27 protein-coding genes and 1 riboswitch are annotated in these 23,773 nt (G+C 39.2%); of the genes, 12 read left to right on the plus strand and 15 right to left on the minus strand.

Annotated features, from left to right (window positions below; translation table 11 throughout):
- Nucleotides 1–8 precede the first annotated feature (8 nt).
- The 3 genes from AB986_RS06610 to AB986_RS06620 all read right to left on the minus strand — a co-directional run bounded on the left by AB986_RS06610 (nucleotide 9) and on the right by AB986_RS06620 (nucleotide 1,751).
- Complete coding sequence (locus AB986_RS06610; protein WP_048310083.1) at nucleotides 9–329, minus strand: metal-sulfur cluster assembly factor; 321 nt, start codon at nucleotides 327–329, stop codon at nucleotides 9–11.
- Between the two features lie 82 nt (nucleotides 330–411).
- Entirely contained in the window at nucleotides 412–1,179 is a 768-nt protein-coding gene (locus tag AB986_RS06615) for a prolyl oligopeptidase family serine peptidase (protein WP_048310085.1), read from the minus strand.
- Nucleotides 1,180–1,430: 251 nt separating this feature from the next.
- Complete coding sequence (locus tag AB986_RS06620; RefSeq protein WP_048310087.1) at nucleotides 1,431–1,751, minus strand: hypothetical protein; 321 nt, start codon at nucleotides 1,749–1,751, stop codon at nucleotides 1,431–1,433.
- A gap of 194 nt (nucleotides 1,752–1,945) precedes the next feature.
- Between AB986_RS06620 and AB986_RS06625 the strand changes: the two genes are divergently transcribed.
- The 3 genes from AB986_RS06625 (at nucleotide 1,946) to AB986_RS06630 (ending at nucleotide 3,246) form a co-directional block, all read left to right on the plus strand.
- Nucleotides 1,946–2,785 (plus strand): Cof-type HAD-IIB family hydrolase, encoded by an 840-nt coding sequence (locus AB986_RS06625; protein WP_048310089.1) that lies wholly within the window; start codon nucleotides 1,946–1,948, stop codon nucleotides 2,783–2,785.
- A 96-nt stretch (nucleotides 2,786–2,881) separates the two neighbouring features.
- Entirely contained in the window at nucleotides 2,882–3,025 is a 144-nt protein-coding gene (locus AB986_RS22290) for a hypothetical protein (protein ID WP_161797343.1), read from the plus strand.
- 2 nt (nucleotides 3,026–3,027) lie between these two features.
- Nucleotides 3,028–3,246 carry a DUF3813 domain-containing protein gene (locus AB986_RS06630; protein WP_048310090.1) on the plus strand — a complete coding sequence of 73 codons (219 nt, stop codon included), beginning with the start codon at nucleotides 3,028–3,030 and terminating at the stop codon, nucleotides 3,244–3,246.
- A 42-nt stretch (nucleotides 3,247–3,288) separates the two neighbouring features.
- Here AB986_RS06630 and AB986_RS06635 read toward each other — a convergent pair whose 3' ends face one another.
- Together AB986_RS06635 and AB986_RS06640 are read right to left on the minus strand one after the other, a co-directional pair.
- Nucleotides 3,289–3,870, minus strand: coding sequence for an SGNH/GDSL hydrolase family protein (locus tag AB986_RS06635; protein WP_048310091.1), 582 nt, complete (start codon nucleotides 3,868–3,870; stop codon nucleotides 3,289–3,291).
- Between the two features lie 42 nt (nucleotides 3,871–3,912).
- Entirely contained in the window at nucleotides 3,913–4,566 is a 654-nt protein-coding gene (locus tag AB986_RS06640) for a Dph6-related ATP pyrophosphatase (RefSeq protein WP_048310092.1), read from the minus strand.
- 147 nt (nucleotides 4,567–4,713) lie between these two features.
- Here AB986_RS06640 and AB986_RS06645 point away from each other — a divergent pair, with 147 nt between their 5' ends.
- Together AB986_RS06645 and AB986_RS06650 are read left to right on the plus strand one after the other, a co-directional pair.
- Complete coding sequence (locus tag AB986_RS06645) at nucleotides 4,714–5,172, plus strand: GNAT family N-acetyltransferase (protein WP_048310094.1); 459 nt, start codon at nucleotides 4,714–4,716, stop codon at nucleotides 5,170–5,172.
- Nucleotides 5,173–5,237: 65 nt separating this feature from the next.
- Complete coding sequence (locus AB986_RS06650; protein WP_048310096.1) at nucleotides 5,238–5,504, plus strand: NifU N-terminal domain-containing protein; 267 nt, start codon at nucleotides 5,238–5,240, stop codon at nucleotides 5,502–5,504.
- A 75-nt stretch (nucleotides 5,505–5,579) separates the two neighbouring features.
- On the opposite strand, the gene AB986_RS06655 is transcribed toward AB986_RS06650, so the two are convergent.
- Nucleotides 5,580–6,416, minus strand: a complete 837-nt coding sequence (locus AB986_RS06655; protein WP_369810540.1) for a YitT family protein — start codon at nucleotides 6,414–6,416, stop codon at nucleotides 5,580–5,582.
- A 277-nt stretch (nucleotides 6,417–6,693) separates the two neighbouring features.
- On the opposite strand from AB986_RS06655, the gene AB986_RS06660 reads away from it, so the two are divergent.
- The gene (locus tag AB986_RS06660; RefSeq protein ID WP_048310098.1) at nucleotides 6,694–7,548 is read left to right on the plus strand and encodes a DegV family protein; all 855 of its coding nucleotides are present in this window, start codon (nucleotides 6,694–6,696) and stop codon (nucleotides 7,546–7,548) included.
- A 75-nt stretch (nucleotides 7,549–7,623) separates the two neighbouring features.
- The gene (locus tag AB986_RS21505; RefSeq protein WP_084006424.1) at nucleotides 7,624–7,755 is read left to right on the plus strand and encodes a DUF3941 domain-containing protein; all 132 of its coding nucleotides are present in this window, start codon (nucleotides 7,624–7,626) and stop codon (nucleotides 7,753–7,755) included.
- A gap of 41 nt (nucleotides 7,756–7,796) precedes the next feature.
- Here AB986_RS21505 and AB986_RS06665 read toward each other — a convergent pair whose 3' ends face one another.
- The 5 genes from AB986_RS06665 to AB986_RS06690 all read right to left on the minus strand — a co-directional run bounded on the left by AB986_RS06665 (nucleotide 7,797) and on the right by AB986_RS06690 (nucleotide 12,762).
- Complete coding sequence (locus AB986_RS06665) at nucleotides 7,797–8,594, minus strand: energy-coupling factor transporter transmembrane component T family protein (protein WP_048310100.1); 798 nt, start codon at nucleotides 8,592–8,594, stop codon at nucleotides 7,797–7,799.
- Nucleotides 8,578–10,023, minus strand: a complete 1,446-nt coding sequence (locus tag AB986_RS06670) for an ABC transporter ATP-binding protein (protein ID WP_048310101.1) — start codon at nucleotides 10,021–10,023, stop codon at nucleotides 8,578–8,580. Before AB986_RS06670 ends, AB986_RS06665 begins: the two co-directional genes overlap by 17 nt.
- Nucleotides 10,024–10,034: 11 nt before the next feature.
- The gene (locus AB986_RS06675; protein WP_048310103.1) at nucleotides 10,035–10,610 is read right to left on the minus strand and encodes an ECF transporter S component; all 576 of its coding nucleotides are present in this window, start codon (nucleotides 10,608–10,610) and stop codon (nucleotides 10,035–10,037) included.
- Entirely contained in the window at nucleotides 10,607–11,299 is a 693-nt protein-coding gene (gene tenA, locus AB986_RS06680; RefSeq protein WP_048310104.1) for a thiaminase II, read from the minus strand. The genes AB986_RS06675 and tenA overlap by 4 nt, the downstream gene beginning before the upstream one ends.
- Nucleotides 11,300–11,457: 158 nt before the next feature.
- Nucleotides 11,458–11,560: riboswitch (TPP riboswitch) on the minus strand.
- Between the two features lie 38 nt (nucleotides 11,561–11,598).
- Nucleotides 11,599–12,762, minus strand: a complete 1,164-nt coding sequence (locus tag AB986_RS06690; protein WP_048310106.1) for a histidine kinase N-terminal domain-containing protein — start codon at nucleotides 12,760–12,762, stop codon at nucleotides 11,599–11,601.
- Nucleotides 12,763–12,907: 145 nt separating this feature from the next.
- Between AB986_RS06690 and AB986_RS06695 the strand changes: the two genes are divergently transcribed.
- The 4 genes from AB986_RS06695 (at nucleotide 12,908) to ligD (AB986_RS21095) (ending at nucleotide 16,590) form a co-directional block, all read left to right on the plus strand.
- Entirely contained in the window at nucleotides 12,908–13,777 is an 870-nt protein-coding gene (locus AB986_RS06695) for an SDR family oxidoreductase (protein ID WP_048310107.1), read from the plus strand.
- Nucleotides 13,778–14,003: 226 nt separating this feature from the next.
- The gene (gene ku, locus AB986_RS06700; protein WP_048310108.1) at nucleotides 14,004–14,831 is read left to right on the plus strand and encodes a non-homologous end joining protein Ku; all 828 of its coding nucleotides are present in this window, start codon (nucleotides 14,004–14,006) and stop codon (nucleotides 14,829–14,831) included.
- Nucleotides 14,828–15,730, plus strand: coding sequence for a non-homologous end-joining DNA ligase (gene ligD / locus AB986_RS21090; RefSeq protein ID WP_053216057.1), 903 nt, complete (start codon nucleotides 14,828–14,830; stop codon nucleotides 15,728–15,730). Before ku ends, ligD (AB986_RS21090) begins: the two co-directional genes overlap by 4 nt.
- On the plus strand, nucleotides 15,697–16,590 hold the full coding sequence (ligD, locus tag AB986_RS21095; protein WP_053216058.1) for a non-homologous end-joining DNA ligase: 894 nt from the start codon (nucleotides 15,697–15,699) through the stop codon (nucleotides 16,588–16,590). The genes ligD (AB986_RS21090) and ligD (AB986_RS21095) overlap by 34 nt, the downstream gene beginning before the upstream one ends.
- 23 nt (nucleotides 16,591–16,613) lie before the next feature.
- Here the strand turns inward: ligD (AB986_RS21095) and AB986_RS06710 are convergent, their stop codons facing one another.
- From AB986_RS06710 to AB986_RS06725, 4 genes are all read right to left on the minus strand, one after another.
- Nucleotides 16,614–17,660 (minus strand): LacI family DNA-binding transcriptional regulator, encoded by a 1,047-nt coding sequence (locus AB986_RS06710; protein WP_048310109.1) that lies wholly within the window; start codon nucleotides 17,658–17,660, stop codon nucleotides 16,614–16,616.
- A gap of 552 nt (nucleotides 17,661–18,212) precedes the next feature.
- On the minus strand, nucleotides 18,213–19,055 hold the full coding sequence (locus AB986_RS06715) for a sugar ABC transporter permease (protein WP_048310110.1): 843 nt from the start codon (nucleotides 19,053–19,055) through the stop codon (nucleotides 18,213–18,215).
- Between the two features lies 1 nt (nucleotide 19,056).
- Nucleotides 19,057–20,340, minus strand: coding sequence for a carbohydrate ABC transporter permease (locus AB986_RS06720; RefSeq protein ID WP_048310111.1), 1,284 nt, complete (start codon nucleotides 20,338–20,340; stop codon nucleotides 19,057–19,059).
- Nucleotides 20,341–20,435: 95 nt separating this feature from the next.
- Complete coding sequence (locus tag AB986_RS06725) at nucleotides 20,436–21,719, minus strand: extracellular solute-binding protein (protein ID WP_048310112.1); 1,284 nt, start codon at nucleotides 21,717–21,719, stop codon at nucleotides 20,436–20,438.
- A 295-nt stretch (nucleotides 21,720–22,014) separates the two neighbouring features.
- On the opposite strand from AB986_RS06725, the gene AB986_RS06730 reads away from it, so the two are divergent.
- Nucleotides 22,015–23,748, plus strand: coding sequence for a glycoside hydrolase family 13 protein (locus tag AB986_RS06730; RefSeq protein ID WP_048310113.1), 1,734 nt, complete (start codon nucleotides 22,015–22,017; stop codon nucleotides 23,746–23,748).
- Nucleotides 23,749–23,773 lie beyond the last annotated feature (25 nt).

Consider the following 23,773-nt stretch of genomic DNA (forward strand, 5'->3'; position numbering starts at 1 on the left):
TATTTGCATCACGTTATGCCAAGAGCAATCTTTGCATAACGTGACATGTTATCTTTTGACCATGGTGGGTTCCATACGATGTTAACATCAGCGTCTTTAACTTCTTCTACGTCTGACAGACAACGTTTCACGTCATTCACAATTGTGCCTGCAAGAGGACAACCCATAGCGGTTAATGTCATAACAACTTGAGCAACACCTTCATCATTGAGGTCTGCTTCGTATACTAGTCCAAGATTAACAATGTCAATTCCAAGTTCAGGGTCGATGACATTCTCAAGTGCTTCGAACAATTTATCTCTCATTTCTTGATCTGTTTGATCTGACATTTCATTCTCTCCTTTCTTACATGTACATCCATCTATCATTATAACAAACTGAGTTTTAACTTAAACCGAAAAGCCTTGATTTTTATAAATGAGTTTTGAACCACTCGACAAGAGCAAGGACAGCTTCTCTTGAAACTTTATGACCAGAAGTCTCATCTTTCATGAATTTAAGGTTTTGTTCTCGCCCCTCATAAGAAGGTTTGATTTGATTATAGAAGTCATATGTAAGGGTATATGGAACAACTTTATCAACTGTGCTATGCCACATCATGAGCGGTCGTCCGTCGAGTTTGTCTTCTTGAAGTGATAAATCATAAGATTGTAATCCTTCAATTTGCTGTTTCATTTCTTCTTCTGAAATCGGAAGACTAAATCCTTCTTCTTTTAAGTAGCGAATTTGGGCATTTGCAAGTTTGAAGTAAGATGGTGAGCCCATTAATGAAACCGCCGTTTTGATCCAAGGATATTGCGTTAGTGCTCCAAACGTTAGAATGCCACCCATTGAAGTGCCTGACATACCGATTCGATCTTCCTGGACTAACTGTTTATCAACGAAATGCTGTCTTAGTTGATCGAGCTCCGTTAAGCTTTGGATTACGATTTCCCAGAACACATGCTGACGTTTTTGGCCAGAGAGATCCTTCTCTCTTTCACCATGATGAACGGCATCCGGTAGTAATACACGGTAACCTTCCTCAGCAAGAAGATAGGCGATATGTAGATTATGCTCTTTAGCACTTGTAAAGCCATGCTGAAACATGACAAGAGGAAGTTTCTGATTTGCGAGATCCGCCTCAACAACATGCAGAACAGGTATATGTTGGATTGTTTGATTCTCAATTGTAATCATTTATAAGCTCCTTTCACTGAGTGTACCCAATTAATACTACCATTGTAGTTAAACTTTGGAAAACATTGTTACTATGGAGAGTTAATTTCCGCTCCTACCCGCTTTCCGCGGGGCGGGCGGTGAGCCTCCTCGTCACTTACGCTCCAATTAGCGAAGTGTGGTGTTTTATTCAATGATTGTTTCATTAGCAACAATCTTTTAGAGTAAGAGCCAATAAAAAACATGCAAGCATTGCTTGCATGTTAACTAGGTTAATTCTTTAGTTGCTCTTCGTGACTTTTCTCAACTGACTTCATATTCTCTAGCTTATTGTAATATTGCGTTGGAAATTGCGAGCCTTCATAAACCATCTTGCTATCGCCGCTATCTTCAGATTGATCTGGTGTTGTAGGGTTTCCAGCTTTCTGGATTGGTAATCCTTCGCTGAACTTTCTCGTTACTTGCTTTCGAAAATCATTTGCTTTTGTTTTAACCTTGTCTCTCTTTTGCTCATCTTTAAGCAAGTAGGATGAAATGCCGATTGTACCAGCAGCTGCAATACTCGATAAAAGCAATGTTTGTTTTTTCGTCATAATCGACTGCCACCTCCATTGGAATGATAATTTAAATGTACCCTAGTTATTAATTCCTCAAACGACTATTGTATCCTTTTAACATTCTTGTCATTTTCTTAATAGATACAAAATAGACACATTTTCCTATGACATGTACAATAATGATAGAGGCTTTAAAGCCTTCTAAAATGACACTTTTCAAAGGAGCTTCTATGACAACTAAACCGCATCTAATCGCAATTGATCTTGATGGAACGTTGTTAAACGGTGAAAAGAATATTACAGAGCGAACAAAAGCTGTAATATATGAAGCAAAAAAACAGGGTCACCATGTTGCAATTGCAACGGGCCGTCCTTATCGCGCAAGCGTTCGCTATTATCGTGAACTAGCTCTTGATACACCAATTGTTAACTTCAATGGTGCATTCGTGCATCATCCTCTTGACCAATCCTTTGGTACGTATCACTCTCCAATGGAGTTAGAAACAGCAAAAACAATCGTTGCTTCGTGTCATGAAATTAGTGTAAAGAATATGATAGCTGAAGTAATAGACGATGTATACTTACATCAACATGACGAGCTCATAATGCAGAATATGATTATGGGGAATTCTTCTATTTATACGGGGGGAATTCACACGAATTTAAAAGATCATCCAACCTCACTTTTAATTCATCCTCACGAAGAACAATTGGCTACTCTTCGAGCCATGTTAAAAGAGCAGCACGCAGAAATGATTGAGCATCGCGTTTGGGCGGCACCTTTAAACATTATTGAGATTGTTAGGGCTGGATTAAACAAAGCAGTTGGTTTAAAACGATTAGCTGAGCATTTCAACGTGCCTCAAGAGCGGATCATTGCATTCGGTGATGAAGATAATGACTTAGAAATGATTGAGTACGCTGGTACTGGAGTTGCTATGGGGAATGCGATTGATCAATTAAAGAATATCGCCAATGAAACAACAATCACAAATGAAGAAGATGGGGTAGCCACGTTCCTTGAGAACAGGCTTAACCTTGCCATATCGGATGAAAGACGGCTCTCATAAGCCGTCTTTTTTCAGCCTTCTTTTTAATGAAACATATCCTACTCGCATAATATACGTACCATGAACTCATCCTAATCTTAAAGGGAGGGAATGATCATGGCTAAGAATAGTAAAACAAAGCGTATGGTTAAAGAAGGTGCTGATCGAGCTGTTCGAAACATGGACCAGCATGATCTTACAAGCCTAAGCAATCAGCAGCGCAAGCAACAACAACAAGAAAATTTGTCTGGTGGTGAATAAAAATGGCCAACCGTCATTTTCAACTTGCTCGAGAAGCTGTGGAAAAAGCACAGCAAATGGCTGCTAGTGGACAAACAGATTTACAGAATCAAATTGAAATTGCTACGAATAATCTCTCTGCAGCATTCCATCAATCGACGAGTGCTGAAAAAGAACAACTCACTTCTTATCAACAAACCATTCAAGAATTAAGCCATGAATCGTCAAACAAACCCTTTTAATTTTCATCATAAAGGAACCTGGACACCGTCCAGGTTCCTTTATTAGAACAACTTAATACTTGGTTTAAATTTTCTTCTTCGTCCAAGGGATTGGAGAACTTCTTTCGTTATGAGCTTATACCCTTTCCCACTTAGTTGGACTCCATCCTTCTCATAAAGCGAACTATTTCTTCTATGTTCATGAACGAGCTGCCATAAATCAATATGACGGGTTCCAAACCTCTCAGCGAGCTGCTTGATTCGTTCAGCATAGCCCTCTATTTTACGATTGGTTACATTCGTATTCTCTTCATTCATTACGGGTGAAGGAGAAATAAGAATGACTCGTTCTGGAGGAAGATTGTTCACCATATAACCAATATTTCTCTCAAATTCACTAAGATCAGAACTATAATCTAGGCACGCTTCCTGTGTTCCAAAGAAGATCGTTACATAATCAGGTTGGTAGCTAAGAACATCAGATTGAAACCTCGAAACCCCGTCTCTAGAAGTAGGTGATGACCCAGCGTTAATGACAATCCACTCATCAAGCGCACCACGAATCCGAGATGTTAATCGCTCGTTACCTTTGTCGTCTACTTCTCTTGCAGTTAAACAATCCCCAAAACAAACTAAAACTGGCATTCATTGCCCTCCCCCTTTATTCCGTTTCTGCTAACAGTTATTTCATGTTAGTAATGCCGTTATGTATTGTCCCTCTATAACCTTATCCGTTACTGTATAATCCACTTCTCGCTGAAAGATCGGGCCATCAAAAACGAATGTATGAAATTCTCCGTTCTCACCGCAAGGATCAACATTTTGCGAAAGATTCGCAAGAAACTCCTTGTTGAATTCTTTCCCAATCCATTTATCATCAATTTTAGTTTGATCTACAGTTGTGATAACGGCTTTAAAGCCTTTGGAGATAAATCGCTTTGCTGTATGTAAGGTTGACTTTCTCCATAAAGGGAATACACCCTCTAGCCCTTTAAGATTAAGCTGTTCTTCTCTATATTGACGAATATCTTCTAAGTACAAGTCAGCAAAACCAATCGCATCTACATTTTTTTGGAGAAAATAGTCATATTGATCGTTAATGAGTGCTTCGTATTGCTTATTCGAACAGTTATCTGGTAAATTTGTAATCGAAATTGGCAGTCCTAGTGAAGCTGCCTGTTTGTTAAGTAACCCTTTACTTACACCGTGATAGGAAATGTACTCACGCTCTTCATTAAACGTTGTCCACAGTCCTTTCACCTGAACATCTGAATTCTGAATACAATCGTACAAGGCAAGTGCACTATCTTTCCCTGAACTCCATGAAAAGAGAAGATTCACTTGATCAGCTCCTTCCTACTCTTATAGACGATTGGAAATAGCTGAATGTTTCAAATTTCTAGAAATTATTTAAATTTATTATTCAAGACTTACTAACAGGGATTATGATCGATAAAGTCGAAACAGTATGACGGAGGTGGAACGGTAATGAATGTTTACCAGCTATCAAGCCAAACAAGCGAAGAAATGATTGCGAACGTATCGAAGTTATTAATGAAGCAGATTACACGTTCAGAACACGATGGTAGCTACGACAAACTTGTCAAAGGCATTAAACTTGCTCTTGATGAACAATCAGCTTCTCGCATTGTTGTTGCAGAAACTGATGATGAAGTATTTGGAGTGGCATTCTTCAACATAGGTGTTAGTCTTACAAGCGGCGGACCATACTTATGGCTAAATGAATTGTATGTTGATCCTGATACACGAAACAGAGGGATCGGCCGAAAGCTTTTACTTCACGTCATTTATTGGGCTGAAAATGAAGGTATTAAAGGAATTGAACTCGAGACTGGAATTAATAACGCTGTAACTAAGCATCTATATAATTCACTAGGCTTTCATGACATCGTCTCAAAGCGATACGGTTTCACCTTCTCTTCTTAAGATCGTTTTCTGATTAAGATGTTTCTGATACACTAAGTAAGGTAGAGAAAGGAGGCGTTCAAGACATGGCAATTGAATTACGCGTAGATCGTACACCGAACCCTAACGCAATCAAAATAACTGCTGATCAGCAATTATTTGAAGGTACTTCTAGTCATTCTTTCAAAAAGAATGATAACCCTGAGCACCCAATGGCAGCAGCTCTTCTAAAATTAGATGGAGTTGATAACGTATTTGGTTATCAGGACTTTATTACAATTAACAAAATGCCTGAGGCAGATTGGGATAGCTTGCTTCCAGAAGTGAAAGAAACAATCTCAAATAACGCATAAAGGTAAACACATAAAAAAAGTTCCCAGTTGGGAACTTTTTTTATGTAGTGATGAGGTTGATTTAAGTATCTTGACCTATTCCGTTCTGAAGAAGCCGAAGATTCCTGTTGTGTTTACAATGTTTGTGAAGGCTGTTGGGTCGATGTCTTGAATGATATGTTCTAAGTCGTATAGTTCATAGCGAGTGACGACGATCATGAGCATTTCTTTGTCTTCACCTCTATAAGCTCCTTTAGCTGGTAGCTTGGTGATACCTCGGACTAGACGATCGTGAATGGCTTTTTGCAGCTCGTCCCCTTTAGCCGTAACAATCATTGCTGTAAGTTTTTCGTGTCGAGTGTGAATGACGTCAATGACTCGTGATGAAACGTATAGCGTCACGAGGGTATATAGCGCTTTTTCCCAACCGTAAAGCATTCCAGCGGTTAAGATAATTAACGCATTTAAACTAAAGAAATAAGTACCAATCGGACGGTCTTTCATTCTTGAGAGAATCATTGCGACGATGTCCATTCCTCCAGTAGAAGCACCCCATTTTAAGGTGAATCCAATTCCAATTGCTGCAATAACACCACCGAATACAGCATTAAGGAGAATGTCTTCTGATAATGCTTGAACGGGAATAACTTCAAGAAAGAACGTTGTCGCAGCAACACTGATGACACTATATAACGTGAACCCTTTCCCTACCTTTTTCCAACCAAGTACGGCAACTGGGATATTGAGTAGAAATAGTAAGATACCCGTTGAAATATTGATTGGCGTGTAATCTCCTAATACGCTCGATAGAAGCTGTGCAATTCCGGTAAATCCACTAGCATATACATTTGCAGGGATTAAGAATAAATTTAGAGAAACAGCTCCAAGTATTGCACCTAAGAGAATAACAATAATTTTTTTCACTTCTTCCAATAGTAACACCCTCTTTTACGAAACGGAGCTTTAACTCGTTTACTAAATATAAGTTCAAATACGATTCATATGTATCAAAAGTTGATTCATACGATGTTGGTCGAACAGAAACTCTCTACTAAACCATGTTTATCTAAACAAACTAAATCTTCTACGTCAACTGTTTTCTATTTAAACCAACCAATAGCATTGATTTTACGACAGGTACGGGATAAACTTTAAAGTAACATAAGCCTTCTACATAAGTACATAATCCATAATGAAAGGACGATTGTCCGTGAATGTGAAAATAATTACCGATAGCGCGTCAGATCTTCCCGATGAGCTAATTACAAAGTACGATATTGATATCATGCCCCTCGTGGTGATTATGGGAAATGACGAGTTTTATGACCGCGAAGACATTCATGCCAAAGAATTATATAAAGCTCTTAGAGAAGGGGAAATGGCAAAAACATCGCAAATTCCTCCAGCAAGGATGAAAGAAACTTTTGTTAAATATGCTGAGCAAGGACAACCTTTTATTTATATTGCCCTATCCTCGGGGATATCAGGCACTTATCAGTCAGCCTCTATTATTAAAAATGAAGTGCAGGAAGAATTCCCTAACGTACAAATGGAAGTCATAGACTCAAAAGCGGCTTCACTTGGCTATGGTCTCATGGCTATTTCTGCAGCTGAGCTTGCTTCCAATGGTAAAACAGCTGACGAAATCAAACAGCACTTATCTACCACTTACCTCACGCACATGGAACATATTTTCACTGTTGATGACCTAGAATTTCTTCAACGAGGCGGAAGGGTTAGCAGAGCCTCTGCTTTCGTTGGCGGAATGCTTAAAATCAAACCAGTTCTTCATGTTGAAGACGGGAAACTTGTGCCAATAGAAAAAATTCGTGGTAAAAACAAAGTGGTGAAACGAATGGTCGATATTATGAAAGAACGTGGTGTTAACCTACAGTCTCAGCTTATTGGCATTACTCATGGAGACGACCTTGAAAGCGCTGAAAAGCTTAAGAGCGCAATCCAAGAAGCATTTGGAAGTGAACGCTTTGTCATCCATGAAGTTGGGGCAACGATCGGTTCTCATTCAGGACCTGGCACTCTTGCCTTATTCTTTCTAAATAAATAGCCTCTACATAGGATCTCACATAATCGTAAAACCTAAGTGTGCGTTACGATTATTTCCTAAAAGGGAGGCCTATCGATGTCAACAACGAAAGATAACAACAAGAAGCCTGTTGATGCGAATGCAAAACGAATGTTGAAAAACAGGTTGAAAGAAGAGAATCGTGAAGGCGGCAAGCACCAATATTCAAAAGACACAGATCATCTATAGACTCCTTATCCAAGAAATAAACCGGCTCATAGTGAGCCGGTTTATTTCTGTCTTACATCTGTACTATCAAAATAAGGAAAGGTATCCCCCACCCAAAAAGCAACTCCAAAGCCAATTGTTGTGTAAAGCAGGAAAAGCAAGTCGAATTTCGAGAATGTTGGCTTGTAGTAATAGGTACGCTTATTGTTATTAAACCGCTTCGCTTCCATAGCAACGGCAATGCGGTGCGCTCTTCTAATACTTTGCGATAAAAGCGGTACAGCATACAACGTAATCGTCTGTGTGATGCGGCGATAGCCCTTCTTCTTCTTTACTCCTCTTATAAGTAGCGCAGCTCTTAGCTGCTGAAATTCTTCTAACATAACTGGAAGAATTCGAACGGCAGCCATGAAACTATATGCAAAACGAGGAGGTACCTTAAGCTGCTGGATAAGAGAATAAAAAAGATAAACAGGTCTTGTTGTAAGAGCAAACAGCAACCCAAGTAAAGCAAAATTTAACGCACGAAAACCAATATGCAAGCCCCTATAAAAACTTTCTTCCGTTATATGAATCAGTCCCCACTTCCACCAGGTCGTTGATCCCTGGCCAAAGAACATCATGCTAGAAGCGCTGGAGAAGAACAAGAGAAGAAACGGCAGCATTAAAATCAGAAGTACCTTCTTTTGATGTCCTGTTGAGAACAGTAGAAGCAAGAGCGGCACAACCGTTATATTTGTAATTATATTTGGATTATGAATAAAGAGAAGCAAAAGAAACAACAAAAGAAAGAAAACCAACTTGAACGCGGGATTTAAGCGATGAACCCATGTTTCTTCATAGTTAAGAGTCCATTGCATACGCTTTTCCCTCTCCAACTCGCTCCAAGTTCCGATCAGCAACGAGCAATCCTTTTTCAATAATCCATTGCCTCGTTGCATAGTTGTTCACAATCTTCTCATCATGCGTCACCATAATAATGATCAATCCTTTTGCCCTTAATTCCTCAAATAGTTGAAGTAATTTAAACGTATTTTGAGCATCCTGACCAAATGTTGGTTCATCTAGAAGTAATACTGGCTGACTACCAAATAAAGCAGTCCCTACGCTTAATCGTCGCTTTTGACCAGTTGAAAGTTGATAAGGATGAAGCAATTTAACATGCTCAAGTTGATAAGACGTTAGCCAACCGTTCACCTTTTCATCTACGTTTGGATCATTGATCATTTCTAACGAATAAGCTAACTCTTTGTAAACAGAATGTGTTATGAATTGAAACTCAGGGTTCTGAAAAACAAAAGCCAGTTGACTTCGTGCATCATGCACCGTTTTTATTAATTGGTTTGAAACCTTTATTTCGCCTGACGTTTTCATTACATTCATCAAGCTTAATAGAAGAGAGCTTTTTCCTGCACCATTTTTTCCAGTAATGGCTACCCATTCACCTTCACAAACGGATATTTCTGGTGCTTGAATCTTAGGATGCTTCCCCCTATACCCTTTTAAATTAGTGACTGACAGAACCTCTTTCCCCCGCACAATATCCTTTGGCAAATCAGTTTCCTTTATATGCTCATCCCACACTTCAGGATACCAAATACCAAACTCTCTGATTTTGTGTTTATAAAACGAAAACACCGTATTGGGATCGGAATCTGCAATAATCTTTCCTTCAGAATTAAATAAAACGATGCGGTCAACAAAGTCGACTACTTCATCAATTTTATGCTCAACAATAATCATCGTTTGCTTTGCTTCAATTTGTTTAATTGTAGACCAAATTTCAGATGTACCTTCAGGATCTAACAGAGCTGTTGGTTCGTCTAAGAAAATCACTTCTGGTTCAAGTGCAATCATAGAAGAAATCGCTAGTCTCTGTTTCATCCCTTGTGAAAGTGTACTAATTTCCACGTGTGGATCTTGAAAAGACAGACCAACTTTATCTAAATAATACTGGATTAGGTCATTCATTTCGTGCTGCGGAACGGCCCTGTTTTCTAACACGAACGCTATTTCCTCATCCACATACGGCATACAAAACTGTGCATCGGGATCCTGAAATACAACACCAGTCGATTCACAAATCACCATATCATCTGCCTTCATCGGAACAGGAACTGCGTTAGGAATTAATCCAGCCAACACTTGTAATAACGTCGATTTCCCACAACCACTAGGGCCTAGAAATAGTATTTTCTCACTTTCTTTTACATGAAGAGAAAGATCCTCAAATTGCAATGAAGGGGCACCCGCAAATTTCAACCTAAGATTTGATACTCCTACCTTCATATCATTCCCCCTCATCGATCCAATGCTTTGTAGTCTTCATCACTTGCTGGTCTAATAAGACTTGTCACACCTGTTTTTTCAAGTGCTTCAACAAGGAAGTAAGCTAGAAGACCCGCTATAAGAAAGCCACCAATCAACCGAGCACCTATTAAGAGCAATAAATTCCATAAAGCAAGATCCATTACATATCCGTAAGCAGCATCCATGATAAGCGACCCTACTGCTGCAGCAATACCACCTAATGCCGCAACAAATGCGGTATACCGTTTATAGCCAAATAACGCAAACATCAATTCAGTACCTAGCCCTTGAATAATGCCATATAACAAAACAGACAGCCCATATTCTGATCCTACAAGAAATTCTCCAGAAGCTGCAGCGGTTTCAGCTAATAAAGCAACTCCCGGTTTACGGAGAAGGAGCATAGCTACAGTCCCAGCGATAAACCACATTCCGTATATAACATCTCCTATGTGAAGTCCAAATGGCTTAAACAGACTATATACCGGTCCCCACAGCTTATAAATAATCCCAAATACAAGGGCAATAACGATCGTAATTAAAATATCAGAGAGTTTTAACTTCATATTCTTTTCTCTTTCTGCAGTGCAACAGGCCATTCTTCAACGTTGTATCCCATGTCCCAGAAGCCGTATTCCAATTGACAGCTTAGAATAAAATAATCTCTTATTCGCTTCAGTTCCTTCTCAGGTGCCGTTTTGGCCCACTCGTCAAGAATACTGCGAAGTTGATTTGTTACAGGTTCCATCGACTCCTGTCCATAGAAAGTAATCCAATCATAGAAAGGGTGGTCTTCACTAGGATTAACTTCATGCATTAATCGCTGACCTATTTCTAGATACGTCCATGGGCACGGTAACAGTGCTGCAATGATCTCTCCAAGAGTACCCGTATGAGCTGCATCCAACATATGTCTTGTATAGTGATGCGCTGTAGGTGCAAGTGGATAACCTTGTAGCTCGTCATATGAAACTCCCGCTGCTCGACATAAATTATTGTGAGGATGAATCTCACTGTGTAGCACGAATGAAATTTGCTCATTAAATAACGCCATTTCCTCTCTTGTTTCACACTTTGAGATTGCAACTCCATAAATTCTTACAAAGGTATTTAAATACTCAAAATCCTGCTTCACATAATGCACAAGCTGTTCCTTCTCCAACTTCCCATTCGCAAGACCTCTCACAAATGGATGATCATAAATAGCCTCGAAAATGGGTGCTGCTTCCTCACGTAATTTTTCAGTAAATAACATAAAAAACTCCTCTCCGCTTTTCATCCGCCTGATGAAGAGGAAAGGAGCCAAGATGCTGTATGTCTACCATTTCTGAAGACGTAAGATGGGTTAAACATCTCTGCTTTTCATACGTTATAAACATATTAAAAGCCGCTCCAAAAATGGAGCGGCTACAAGTGCACCCGTCTCCACTTTCCTCCGCTGGCGCTAACCAGATCAGGTTCAAAGGGTCCAGGCACTCCTGTCTCAGTCACGTATATGACTCCCCTAGTGGATATATAAAAGCATTTTTAAAATTCTTAATTATACATAATAAGCTACGCTTCTTTTACACCTTTGTCAACCATTATTGGAAGTTCAATCACAAAGGTTGTCTCTTTCCTATTCGTCCGAACTGAAATCACGCCTTCGTGCTTTTCAATAATTTGTTTACAAACAGATAGACCAAGTCCCGTTCCTAGCTTCTTTGTACTAATAAACGGCTCGAAAATACTTTCAACAATATGAGAAGGAATTTGTCGTCCATTGTTCGTTATTTCAATTATAATTCTCCCGAGATTTTCTTTCGCTTTCATTATAATTTTTCTGTTCTTCGGCCTACTATCACTCAATTCTTCAATCGAGTTAATCATAATGTTGAGAATAACTTGCTTGATTTGTTCCTCGACTCCAAATAAAGGAATGTCTGGCTCAATAGAAGTTTCCACTTCAATTTTAGATTCAAGGAGGCGTGGGTATACAATCTCAATAGTGTACCGTAAGAGTCCACTTAAATTTATTGATAATGGCTTATCATCAATCGCTCGCATTTTCGAAAGAAAAAGGAATTGACTAACTTTTTCTTCCAGGTTTTTCATTTCCCCATTAAGAATTTCAAAATAATGCTTTCGCACTTTATTGCTCTCTTCATAATCGTCTTCAAGAAGTTTAAGAAATCCTTTGATAGAGGTTAGTGGATTTCTGAATTCATGGGCAAAACTTGCGCCTAACTGCCCAAGAATAGTCAGACGATCACTGTGCATTTCTTGGATAAATTTATTCTTATCTTGAATAATACTATCTTTTAATTTGGTGTACTCCGTAACCGAATGATATAAATACGCATTAAAATAATTATTAATGATTTCAAGCGCCGTTGAAAGTTCTTTCCGATCAAACGAAGATTCTTTTAGAACAGAAATGACTACCGATCGACCTGAGTTAATATTTGCAACAAATTCACCAATATTAACATTTGCATTAATACGTTCTTTCGCAATTTTCTTTGTCAATTTCTGGATCCAGTTCTCGTCAGGATTGCGAATGTAACGTGAAATAAGTTCTACCGTTCTCTTCCCGTTTTTTATTACTTCCTTATAATAAGGATCGTCCGGAGAAAGCCTTACAATCGCTAACCATTTATTCAAGATAATAGGCTGACTTGATTCAAGAAACACTGCAAGGTGTTCTTTAAATTGATTATCAACTCGATCACTACTCATGACATCCGCCTCACAAACTACATTGGTTTGGCTTTATTTTATCATGTAACATAACTGTCATCATTAACTTAACAAAAATAATGTTTGAAACAAGGGCCAATTGGTAAATCCTTTCATATATACCATTTTGAAAGGAGCAAGTTAAATGCGCCCAGATTATAGACAAACCGATGGTCAACCAGCACAACACCAAAACCATCAACCTGGTTCTGAACAAGAAATGACGCCTCATCCAATTACAGAGAACAACGATTATAAAGGATCAGGCAAATTAACGAACAAAGTAGCTCTCATCACTGGAGGTGACAGTGGTATTGGTGAAGCAGCAGCAATTGCTTATGCCAAAGAAGGTGCGAAGTTAGCAATCGTTTATCTTGATGAGCATGATGATGCCACAAATACAAAGAATCAAATTGAATCTGAAGGAAGCGAATGTCTTCTCTTATCAGGAGATATTGGTGACGAAGCATTTTGTGCTAGCGTGATTAACCAGGTCATGGAACATTACGGACAGCTTGATATCCTTATTAACAACGCTGCCGAACAACATCCACAGCAGGGTATTGAGGACATTACCGCCGAACAGTTAGAAAAAACCTTCCGCACAAATGTATTTTCGATGTTCCACTTAACGAAAGCAGCCCTTCCACATCTTAAAAAAGGAAGTGCGATTATTAACACGTCATCCGTCACAGGTTATGAAGGAAATGAGCAGTTAATCGATTATTCGAGCACAAAAGGAGCCATTACTGCATTTACTAGAAGTCTTGCGAAATCTCTTGTTGGCAAAGGTATCCGAGTGAATAGCGTTGCACCAGGACCAATTTGGACTCCGCTTATTCCGTCGACGTTCTCTGCCGATAAAGTAAAGAATTTCGGAACGAATACGCCTATGGGTCGACCTGGACAACCTGAAGAACTAGCACCCGCCTACGTCCTGCTTGGATCTGATGATTCTTCTTACATGACAGGCCAGACAATTCATATTAATGGCGGACAGTTTTTATCAACCTAAACCTCCTATCTAGGAGGTTTTTTCTATGTTATTACCCATTCTCAGGAAGAGACTGACAGTTATTGAATTCAGATCTAGTGAGAAACTAACTTAAAAAGAAGGCTATGTTAGCTCATATTGTTGACTTCTCGATTTTTGGCTCATTCGAGTGAAACCTCAGTTTCACTCGAATGAGCCAAAAATCAACACTGTTCATTAACTTAGCCAAAAAGAAAGGATGATATCAATGCATACAATGTGGAAAGGGGCGATTAGTTTTGGGCTTGTTAATATTCCGGTTAAGCTTTATGCAGCTACTGAAGATAAAGATATTAAAATGCGTTATCTTCATCAAGACTGTCATACTCCGATTAAGTATGAGAAACAGTGTCCTAATTGTGATCGTGAAATTGAATCTGAGGAAATTGTACGTGGATACGAATATGAAGAAGGTAAATATGTCATTATGGAAAAAGATGAAATAGAAGCTCTTGCTCATGAAAAAAGCAAGTCTGTTGAAATTGTTGATTTTATTGAACTAGCTGATGTAGATCCAGTTTACTTTAATAAGTCTTATTTTATTGGTCCGAACGATAACGGAAGTAAACCTTATATGCTGCTTAAGCAAGCAATGGAAGAGTCAGGTAGGATTGGCATTGCCAAAATTACGATTCGTTCTAAACAACACTTAGCCGCTGTTCGGGTCTATGAAAAAGGTCTCATGTTAGAAACCATGTATTTTCCAGATGAGGTAAGAACAATTGACAATGTTCCCGATCTCCCAGAGGAACTTGAAGTAAACGAGAAAGAGAAGAAATTAGCAAGGCAGTTAATTGAACAGCTAACGACGGAATTTGAACCTTCCAACTACAAAGATGAACGACGAGAAGCCATGCTTGCATTAATTGAAAGTAAAATATCAGGAGATGAAATTAAAGTCGTTGAAGAAATACCGAAGAAAAATGTTGCTGATTTAATGGATGCGCTTCAAGCAAGTCTCGATTCCTCTCCACCGAAAGCTTCTCCGAAGAAAAAGAAAAAGGCAGCACCTAAAAAGAAGAAAGTCGCAAAATGAGTAAGCCTTTGCTTCCTATGATCCCTAAGCTTTCTCACTCATTTCCAACTAATGATGATTGGATATATGAAGTGAAATACGATGGCTATCGTTCGATCCTAGCTTGGGATGGAAAGACTCTATCACTAACGAGTCGGAACGGCCATGATTTAAATAGTCGTTTCGCTCCATTACATGACAAGTTAGCGCTTCTCCTCCTAAATCATAAAGTCGATCCATGCATCTTAGACGGGGAAATCTGTATGCTAAGTAACACCTACAGAGCTGATTTCGAATCACTGCATAAACGCAAGGAAAAAAACCTCTCATTCATTTGCTTTGATATGCTAAAGAAAGACGAAGTGTCACTAACAGCCTCTCCTTTAGTAACTAGGAAGGATGAACTGCGTCGCCTTTTCAAAAACATCCCTAATCAAGACATTCTAATTGAGATTTCTTTTTCTCCTTCTGCCCAAGACCTTTTTGAATTAGTCAAAAACCACAATGGTGAAGGTGTGGTTTGTAAAAAGGTACATAGCGTATATAGAGAAGGAAAAAGAACTAGCAACTGGCTTAAGGTAAAGAACTGGAAAAGCGCCTATGTCTTTCTTTACGCCTACGAAAAAACAAATGGTTACTTCTATACGGGCGTTAACCGTGAAGGGGAAATTTATGAAGTTGGTCATTTCTCACACGGTCTTTCTTCAGAAGAAAGAGAAGCGTTACTTCAGGTAATCAAACGCAATAAAATAAAAGAAGCAAATGGCTTTATTTATGTTCAACCTGCTATAGTGTTGGAGCTTGTCTTTTTGGATCTCTATAACGAGAAATTAAGACAACCTCGTTTCAAGCAATTCTGTTTCCAAACTTCCTTGGAGGTATGTACGTGGGACACCATTCAATCATCGTTAATGACATAGAAGTAGGAATAACGAATCCAGATAAATTGCTCTGGCCATCTATTACAAAAGCCGAGTATCTTACTTATCTATCCAACATTGCGCCATTCATGCTTCCTTGCTTGCACAATAAACCGTTAACTGTTATTCGTTTTCCTGACGGCATAGATGGAGAAGCTTTCTACCAGCGAAATTGCCCTGAGTACGCGCCTGAATATATATCTACTGTTCAATATGACGACCATAACCAAATCATTTGTTCTGATCTTCAAACGCTATTATGGCTTGGCAACCAGGCTGCCATTGAGTTTCATGTTCCGTTCTCACCATACGATACTAATAAGCCGTCGGAAATTGTTTTCGACCTCGATCCACCTTCAAAAGAGGCCTTTCATTTAGCCATTAAAGCCGCTCAGCGAATAAAAACCATTCTGGATCAACTTCATATAATAGGGTTTATTAAGCTTTCGGGAAATAAAGGCATCCAAATTCACATACCACTTCCACACAAAACCTTTACCTATAATCAAACAAAGAAATTCACTCGTTTCATTGCAAACTATTTAACAGAAAAAGATCCAGACTCTTTTACAACTGAGCGACTAAAAGAAAAACGGAATGGTCGACTTTATATTGACTATGTGCAGCATGCAGCAGGAAAAACAATTATCGCACCATATTCAGCACGTGGTAACAAAGAAGGTCTTATAGCAGCGCCAATCAAATGGCAAGAACTCACTTCTACTCTAACTCCTAGAGATTATACGATGAAGGATATAAGGAATCGTAAGGATGATCCTTTTTCAACTATTAATGAAGTACGTAACGAACAACCTTTTAAACCGATTCTTGATTGGCTAAGTAAGAATAAAACAGAATAAGCAAATAGCCACCTTAAGGATGGCTATTTGACGTTCTCAATTCCATTTTCAGTCTGCGTTCTAACTGTCCATCGTTCAACTACTTTGTGTGGAATACAAACCCGTTTATTTTCTGCATCAGGATCTGCAATTTTCTCAAGTAAACAATTGACTGCTTCATACCCAAGTTCAAAGATGTTAATGTCTACAGATGTGAGAGGAGGACTTGCGTATTCTGCTAACATGACATTGTTAAAGCTAATGATCGAAACATCTTCAGGTACCGAAAGCCCTATCTCATCAAGCTTACTCATAATGCCAAGCGCCATTAAATCATCTACAACAACAAGAGCAGTGGGTGGTTTTGGCAGTGAGAACAATTCCATAACAGCTTCTTGTCCACCTTCTTTAAGAAACTCCACATGCACAACATAATCATCATTATGTGGAATCCCCGCTTCACGAAGGGCTTTCTCATACCCACTTAAACGGTCAACGGTAACAACAAGATCTAAATTACCTCCAACGAATGCAATACACTCGTGTCCTTTCTCGATAAAATGCTCTGTTACATCTTTTGCAGCTCTGTAATTATCGTTATCTACATGTGTGATGGTATCTGGAAGAGCGAATGGCTTTCCAATCACCGTGAAAGGGAAATTTTGTTCTTGTAGAAACGTCATAATTTTATCGTCGATTCGAGAGTAAAGCATGACAATTCCATCAACTCGTCTTCCATGCACCATCCCCATGACACCTTCTAATATGTCCTCCTCCTTTGAGCCTGTTGACATATAGAGTGTATATTCCTTCTCATGCGCTTTCGTACTAATGCCTCGAAGCACTTCTGGAAAGAATGGGTTTTGAAAAACTTTATCAGCTGAACTTGGCATAACAAGTCCTATTGTTTGTGTGCTTTTATTCGCTAAACTACGTGCATTATAGTTCGGATGATAACCAAGGTACTCCATCGCTTCTCTAACACGTCTTTTTGTTTGTTCACTAATACGTGGGTTGTTCGCAATAACACGAGATACTGTTGAGGGTGCAACATTTGCGAGTTTTGCCACGTCTTTGATCGTTACCGCCATTTGGACCCCTCCTATCTTACACTTTCTAATGCTCTAACATATTAACAGTCTTAAGTCATAGTTTCTAAAGTCTTTTTTCGTAGGCATTGTTACACTTAGATAAGTGGTTAATTTCCGCTCCAGGATGCTCGCTTTCCGCGGGGCGGGACACTTGAGCCTCCTCGTCGCTTACGCTCCTGTGGGGTCTCACCTGTCCCGCTAGTCCCGCAGGAGTCGAACATCCTTCCGCTCCAATCACTAAGTGTGGTTTTCTATAACAAAAATCTTCAAAAGCAACAATCTTTTAGAAAAGAGCCTTTCTAACACAACTCTGAGCGCCTCTTTCCCTATAATGAACCACAATGTTTAATTGTAAACGATCTCATTTCAGAATGATATAACATATAGGCTATGTTAGCTCATATTGGTGATTTCTCGATTTTTGGCTCATTCCACAGGGCGTAAATGTGCCAAAAATCAACACTGTTCATTAACATACCCAACATATAAAAAGGAGAAAGAAGTAACAAGAGTCGCTTCCCTCTTTATCTTCTTTCTCCATTCATCAAAATTTTATCCCTTCGTTCCTCCAGCAGTTAAGCCAGAAATAAAGAAGCGCTGTAGCGATAAGAAAAGAATAGAAATTGGAATCGCGATAAGAACAGATCCGGCAGCAAACGTTGTGAATTCATTACCGAACTGATCGGAAATCATTTTATACAAACCTACAGCAAGAGTGAATTTATCTTCACTTCTTAAAATAACCTGTGCAAGGATAAAGTCTGTAAAAGGTGTAATAAAGCTAAATAGCGCTACTACTGCAAGAATAGGTTTTGCAAGTGGTAAGATGATCTGCCAGAAGATACGGAAGTGACCCGCACCATCAATTCGAGCTGATTCATCAAGCTCTTTCGGAATTGTATCAAAGTACCCTTTTGCAAGCCATGTATTCATCGGCAGTAAGCCGCCTGCATACACAAGAATTAAAGCAAAGTGTGTATCCAATAATCCAGTAACATAAGCAAGCACATAAATAGCAATTAGTGCTGCGAAGTTAGGAATCATTTGCAGGATTAGGAACGTCATTAAACCATTCTTACGACCTACGAAACGATAGCGAGAGAATGCATAAGCCATACAAGAGATCATGGCTACAGCAAGTACCATTGTAATGATACAAATCTTAAGTGTGTTCCAATACCAAAGAAGGTAATCACTTTCCGCCGTATTAAATAACGACTTATAGTGCTCAAGTGTTGCATCCTTTGGAATAATCGATGAACCCGATAAGCTATCTCCCGGATTAAATGATGAGCCGATAATCCATAAGACAGGATATAAGATGATCACACATGCGATTGCAATAGCGACATAGGACAGGGTTAAACGGACTGTGTTCTGCATTTTTGGACTCATATTACATCATATCCTCTTCTTGGAATGATTTCGTTCTTCTAAACTGCCATAAAGCAACTCCGATTACGATAGCTGATAGAATCATTGTAATGGCAGCCGCTTTACCATATTGTGCGGATGTAAAGGTAAGTTTATATATCCACGAAATCAAAATATCGGTAGATCCTGCAGTTTGACCTGATACAGCAGGTCCTCCTCCATTGAATAAGTAAATCACGTTAAAGTTATTAAAGTTAAACGTATACTGTGTAATCAAGATTGGCGCAATCGCAAAAAGAACCATTGGAAGCGTAATGCCTCTGAACTTCTGCCAAATATTTGCACCATCAACTGTTGCAGCTTCGTAAAGCTCTTCTGGAATGGATTGAAGTACACCCGTTACCATTGCAAAAATGAACGGGAAACCAAGCCAGAACTGTATGAGTATTAAAGCAACTTTCGTCCAAAATGGCTCAGTAAGCCAAGGAATGGCGTCAATACCGAAAGCAGCTAAGATGTCATTATTAATCGCACCAAACGTTTCATTAAACATTCCAGCGAATACTAGAATTGAAACGAATGCTGGTACCGCCCAAGGCAGAATAAAGATTGTTCTAAAAAGTCCTTTGAATTTAAGGTCTTTTTGGTTCATTAAGACAGCTAGGAAAATACCGATGGCAATTTGGCCAGTGGTTGCTACAAATGTCCATACGATCGTCCATGAGAATACATCGATAAATGTATTACGCCAAATATCAAGTTTGAATATATCGATATAGTTTTGAATGCCAATCCAGTCAACTAAGTTTGCTGGAGGAGAATGATACAGATCATAGTTCGTAAATGATAGTAAGATTACAAACAAAATTGGAAAGATAACAACAAAGATTAATAAGAAAAATCCTGGCGTTAACATTAAGTAAGGGAAACCTTGTTCTGATACATTACGGTATTGCTCTCTAACAGAATTAAGAGGAATGCCAAAATCACGATTTCTTCCGTTCAAATACGCATCCCTAAGATTTAAGAAATAAATCACAAGGCCAATCAAGATTACTAGGACTGCGATAATCCCCTGTGTTAATAGGAAGATAGAATGATCGCGCGGAAGTTCTTCTCCCAGCGTTACGATGCCCCATAATCCGATATTGATTAAATCAGCAAATGCCACTCCAAAAGATACAGTTAAGATCAAGAACATTAACCCTTTGAGTAGTTGCTTATTGTAGAACTGACCAAATCCTGGTATCAGTGATAAAGCGAGTGCTGTTTTTCTATGCTTTGTTTGACGTACAGTTGCCTCCATCGTGATGGCAATCCCCTTTCTCCACCTCACTTTTCTATCTTTAAAGTGAGAAGCAGTACCCCGTTTCCGGAGTACCGCTTTGATTTTTCAAGAATCTAGTTGCTGTGGTTCTGTTCAATCTGAGACTTAATTGTTTTAGTAGCTTCATCAAGAGCAGCTTTCGGCTCTTGCTTACCAGTTGCTACAAGTTGAAGTGCTGATGCTGCAGGCTCCCAAACTTCTGCCATTTCAGGAATGTTTGGCATTGGAACACCGTATGAAGACTGAACTGCAACTGCGTTTGCAGCTTCATTGTCAGCAATAATTGGATCTTCAATAAGAGACTTAACCGGAGGGATTTCTCCTGTCTTCTCATAACGAATTTTGCCGTTCTCAGCATTTGAAATCCATTCTACAAGCTTAGTAGCCCATTCTTTGTTCTCTGAGAAATTACTTACGTGCCAGCCTTTAACACCAATAAACGTTTGGAAATTCTCACCGTTAGGAAGCTTAGGCATTGGAGCTACACCAATTTCAATACCAGCATCTTTATAGCCCTGGAATGACCATGGTCCATTCATTACAGACGCAGCTTTCCCTTCGTTAAAGAGACCATCCATTGAAGATCCACCATTCTCGCCGATAAGTCCTTTAGGGAATAGTTTTTCGTCATACCATTTCTGGATATACTCTGTACCTTCTACAGCCCCTTCATTGTTTAAACCAAGGTTCTGTGGATCAAGACCTTCATCCGTACGCTCAAACACATAACCGCCATAACCTGCTAGTACAGCGTTTGCAAAGTAGAAGTTATCCCAAAGCGCAAGGAAACCATAGTTCTTGTCTTTCGTGAAATCTGTAGCGAAATCATAGACCTCATCCATTGTTTCTGGAGCTTCGTCCATTAACTCTTTGTTATAAATGAAAACCGGTGTTTCAGTAGCCTTTGGAAGACCATAAAGGTTTCCTTCATAGCTCTCTGCTTGAATTGAAGATTCAGTGAATGTATCAACGACAGATTGATCTACTTCAATTGGAGAAATAAGACCTTCAACTGCAGCTTGTCCAATCTGATCGTGGGGAAGTGTAATAACGTCAGGACCAGTACCGGCTGGGCCATCTAGACGAATTTGCTCTCTAATCTCGTCAGCCATACCAAGTTCTTTAAATTCTACAGTAATACCATACTCTTCTTCGAAACTCGCAATGGCAGGTTCAAGTGCAACTGCTTTATCTGTATCTTCCCAAACAACTAGCTTCTCAGGTTTGTTAGCATCGTCACCTTCAGAGCCACTACCCTCGTTGCTGTTAGAAGAACTTTGGTTATTTTGCGGTCCGCATGCTGCTAGGACACCAATCGCAAGAACCAGTGTTAGAAATAAGGCGAAAAAACGTTTCATGTGTTAACCCCCTCTTAATTTACGATAGCGGTACAAGCGCTTTCAAAAACTTTCGTGAAAACGATTGCACTAGCTTTCTATAACCTATTATACATGCCCCCATCATTTTCGCAACCGTTTGCACAAACTTTTTTTACGTTTTTTCAAAATATTATTTTGGCCATGTTTTTACATTTGACTACTACTCTATTATCTTCTACATTTGTATAGAAAGAAGGACAATCACTATTAATATAGACAGTTGATGCAAAGGTAAACAAAAAATGCAAACGATTGCATATGGAGGTTATGAATAATGCAGAAAGAAGCGATCTACCACCGCCCAAAGAATAATTTCGCTTATGCCTATGATGAAAGAACTCTTCACTTGCGCTTGAAAACGAAAAAAGACGACACATTGAGCGTCACTCTCATTTATGGAGATCCTTATGACTGGAAAGATAATGTCTGGCAATATCATAAGCAGAAAATGCTACTAACTGGTTCAGATGACCTTTTCGATTACTGGACCACTTCTGTAGAGCCTCCCTACCGACGCATGAGATATGGTTTCTACTTAGAAGATGAGTCTGAATCACTCGTATATACAGAAAAAGGCTTTTTCACTGAGCAGCCATTAGATACGAACGACTACTTTAGTTTCCCTTTTCTAAATGAAATTGATGTTTTTAAAGCACCTGATTGGGTAAAAGATACAGTTTGGTACCAAATTTTTCCCGAACGATTCGCAAATGGTGATTCATCTATAGATCCTAAGGGAGTTCTACCATGGGGTGAATATCCTCCAGCACGAGATAATTTCTTCGGAGGAGATTTCCAAGGCGTTATTGATCACCTTGACCATCTCACTGAACTTGGAATAAACGGAATCTATTTCACGCCTATCTTTAAAGCGAAATCGAACCATAAATACGATACGATCGATTATTTGGAAATCGATCCTCAGTTCGGTGATAAAGAAACGTTTAAGCAATTGATTAAAGCATGCCATGAACGAGGTATTAAAGTTATGCTTGATGCAGTTTTCAACCATAGCGGGTATTATTTCGAACCATTTCAAGATCTATTGAAAAACGGTGAAGACTCCAAATACAAGGATTGGTTCCATGTTCGTTCATTCCCAATAGAAACAAAGCCGCTTCCTTCTTATGATACATTTGCTTTTGAAGCATCAATGCCTAAGTTAAACACTGAAAATCCTGAAGTGAAAGAGTATTTACTTCAAGTTGGTAAGTATTGGGTAGAAGAATTTGATATTGATGGATGGCGACTCGATGTTGCCAACGAAATCGATCACCAGTTTTGGAGAGATTTTAGAAGAACAGTGAAACAAATTAAGCCAGAGCTGTATATTCTAGGGGAAATCTGGCATGACTCTATGCCATGGCTTCAAGGGGATCAATTCGATGCAGTGATGAATTATCCGATGACATCTGCCCTACTAGACCATTTCGCACATGAAACAATTTCAGTTGAAACAATGGCGGATCGCCTAACTTCTCTTCTCCATTCATATCCAGATAACGTGAATGAAGTTGCCTTCAACTTATTAGGGAGTCATGACACGCCTCGGATGCTTACGCTTGCGAATGACCGCAAAGATCTGGTCAAGCTGATGTACATGCTTCAATTCTCATTCCCTGGCACACCGTGCATTTATTACGGTGATGAAATTGGCATGAAGGGCGGAGCTGATCCGGGGTGTCGTGAATGTATGATTTGGGATAAAACAGAACAGGATACTGAACTGTTCGATTTTCTAGAGGAACTGATATCACTACGTAAGTCACACTCAGCATTTGGAAATAGCGGATCTTTTCATTTTGTTTCAGCGAAAGATGGCGTTATTCAGTATAAAAAGGAAACAACTACAGAAACACTGTTATTCCTAATAAACAGTTCTGAAGTTATTCAATCGGTTGAGGATCTTTCCCTTTCTAACGAAACAACAAGCCTTTTCGGAAACAAAATCAAACCAAATACCGCTCTTACACTAGAACCATTTGGATATGAGATTATCTCACTTTAATGATGAAGAAGCACCTGGACACCTT

The sequence above is a fragment of the Guptibacillus hwajinpoensis genome (genome assembly GCF_001039475.1).
Classification (GTDB): Bacteria; Bacillota; Bacilli; order Bacillales; family Guptibacillaceae; genus Guptibacillus; species Guptibacillus hwajinpoensis.

Excerpts from the sequence above, each read along its gene's own strand:
- tenA (WP_048310104.1), bottom strand. The coding sequence starts at position 11,299 with ATGTTATTTACTGAAAAATTACGTGAGGAAGCAGCACCCATTTTCGAG.
- AB986_RS06715 (WP_048310110.1), bottom strand. The coding sequence starts at position 19,055 with ATGAGTCCAAAAATGCAGAACACAGTCCGTTTAACCCTGTCCTATGTC.
- AB986_RS06650 (WP_048310096.1), top strand. The coding sequence starts at position 5,238 with ATGGCAATTGAATTACGCGTAGATCGTACACCGAACCCTAACGCAATC.
- ligD (WP_053216057.1), top strand. The coding sequence starts at position 14,828 with ATGAGTAAGCCTTTGCTTCCTATGATCCCTAAGCTTTCTCACTCATTT.
- AB986_RS22290 (WP_161797343.1), top strand. The coding sequence starts at position 2,882 with ATGGCTAAGAATAGTAAAACAAAGCGTATGGTTAAAGAAGGTGCTGAT.
- AB986_RS06620 (WP_048310087.1), bottom strand. The coding sequence starts at position 1,751 with ATGACGAAAAAACAAACATTGCTTTTATCGAGTATTGCAGCTGCTGGT.
- AB986_RS06670 (WP_048310101.1), bottom strand. The coding sequence starts at position 10,023 with ATGAAGGTAGGAGTATCAAATCTTAGGTTGAAATTTGCGGGTGCCCCT.
- AB986_RS06695 (WP_048310107.1), top strand. The coding sequence starts at position 12,908 with ATGCGCCCAGATTATAGACAAACCGATGGTCAACCAGCACAACACCAA.
- AB986_RS06635 (WP_048310091.1), bottom strand. The coding sequence starts at position 3,870 with ATGCCAGTTTTAGTTTGTTTTGGGGATTGTTTAACTGCAAGAGAAGTA.
- AB986_RS06675 (WP_048310103.1), bottom strand. The coding sequence starts at position 10,610 with ATGAAGTTAAAACTCTCTGATATTTTAATTACGATCGTTATTGCCCTT.
- AB986_RS06630 (WP_048310090.1), top strand. The coding sequence starts at position 3,028 with ATGGCCAACCGTCATTTTCAACTTGCTCGAGAAGCTGTGGAAAAAGCA.
- AB986_RS06730 (WP_048310113.1), top strand. The coding sequence starts at position 22,015 with ATGCAGAAAGAAGCGATCTACCACCGCCCAAAGAATAATTTCGCTTAT.
- AB986_RS06690 (WP_048310106.1), bottom strand. The coding sequence starts at position 12,762 with ATGAGTAGTGATCGAGTTGATAATCAATTTAAAGAACACCTTGCAGTG.
- AB986_RS06710 (WP_048310109.1), bottom strand. The coding sequence starts at position 17,660 with ATGGCGGTAACGATCAAAGACGTGGCAAAACTCGCAAATGTTGCACCC.
- AB986_RS21505 (WP_084006424.1), top strand. The coding sequence starts at position 7,624 with ATGTCAACAACGAAAGATAACAACAAGAAGCCTGTTGATGCGAATGCA.
- AB986_RS06725 (WP_048310112.1), bottom strand. The coding sequence starts at position 21,719 with ATGAAACGTTTTTTCGCCTTATTTCTAACACTGGTTCTTGCGATTGGT.
- AB986_RS06645 (WP_048310094.1), top strand. The coding sequence starts at position 4,714 with ATGAATGTTTACCAGCTATCAAGCCAAACAAGCGAAGAAATGATTGCG.
- ku (WP_048310108.1), top strand. The coding sequence starts at position 14,004 with ATGCATACAATGTGGAAAGGGGCGATTAGTTTTGGGCTTGTTAATATT.
- AB986_RS06665 (WP_048310100.1), bottom strand. The coding sequence starts at position 8,594 with ATGCAATGGACTCTTAACTATGAAGAAACATGGGTTCATCGCTTAAAT.
- AB986_RS06720 (WP_048310111.1), bottom strand. The coding sequence starts at position 20,340 with ATGGAGGCAACTGTACGTCAAACAAAGCATAGAAAAACAGCACTCGCT.
- AB986_RS06610 (WP_048310083.1), bottom strand. The coding sequence starts at position 329 with ATGTCAGATCAAACAGATCAAGAAATGAGAGATAAATTGTTCGAAGCA.
- AB986_RS06615 (WP_048310085.1), bottom strand. The coding sequence starts at position 1,179 with ATGATTACAATTGAGAATCAAACAATCCAACATATACCTGTTCTGCAT.
- AB986_RS06625 (WP_048310089.1), top strand. The coding sequence starts at position 1,946 with ATGACAACTAAACCGCATCTAATCGCAATTGATCTTGATGGAACGTTG.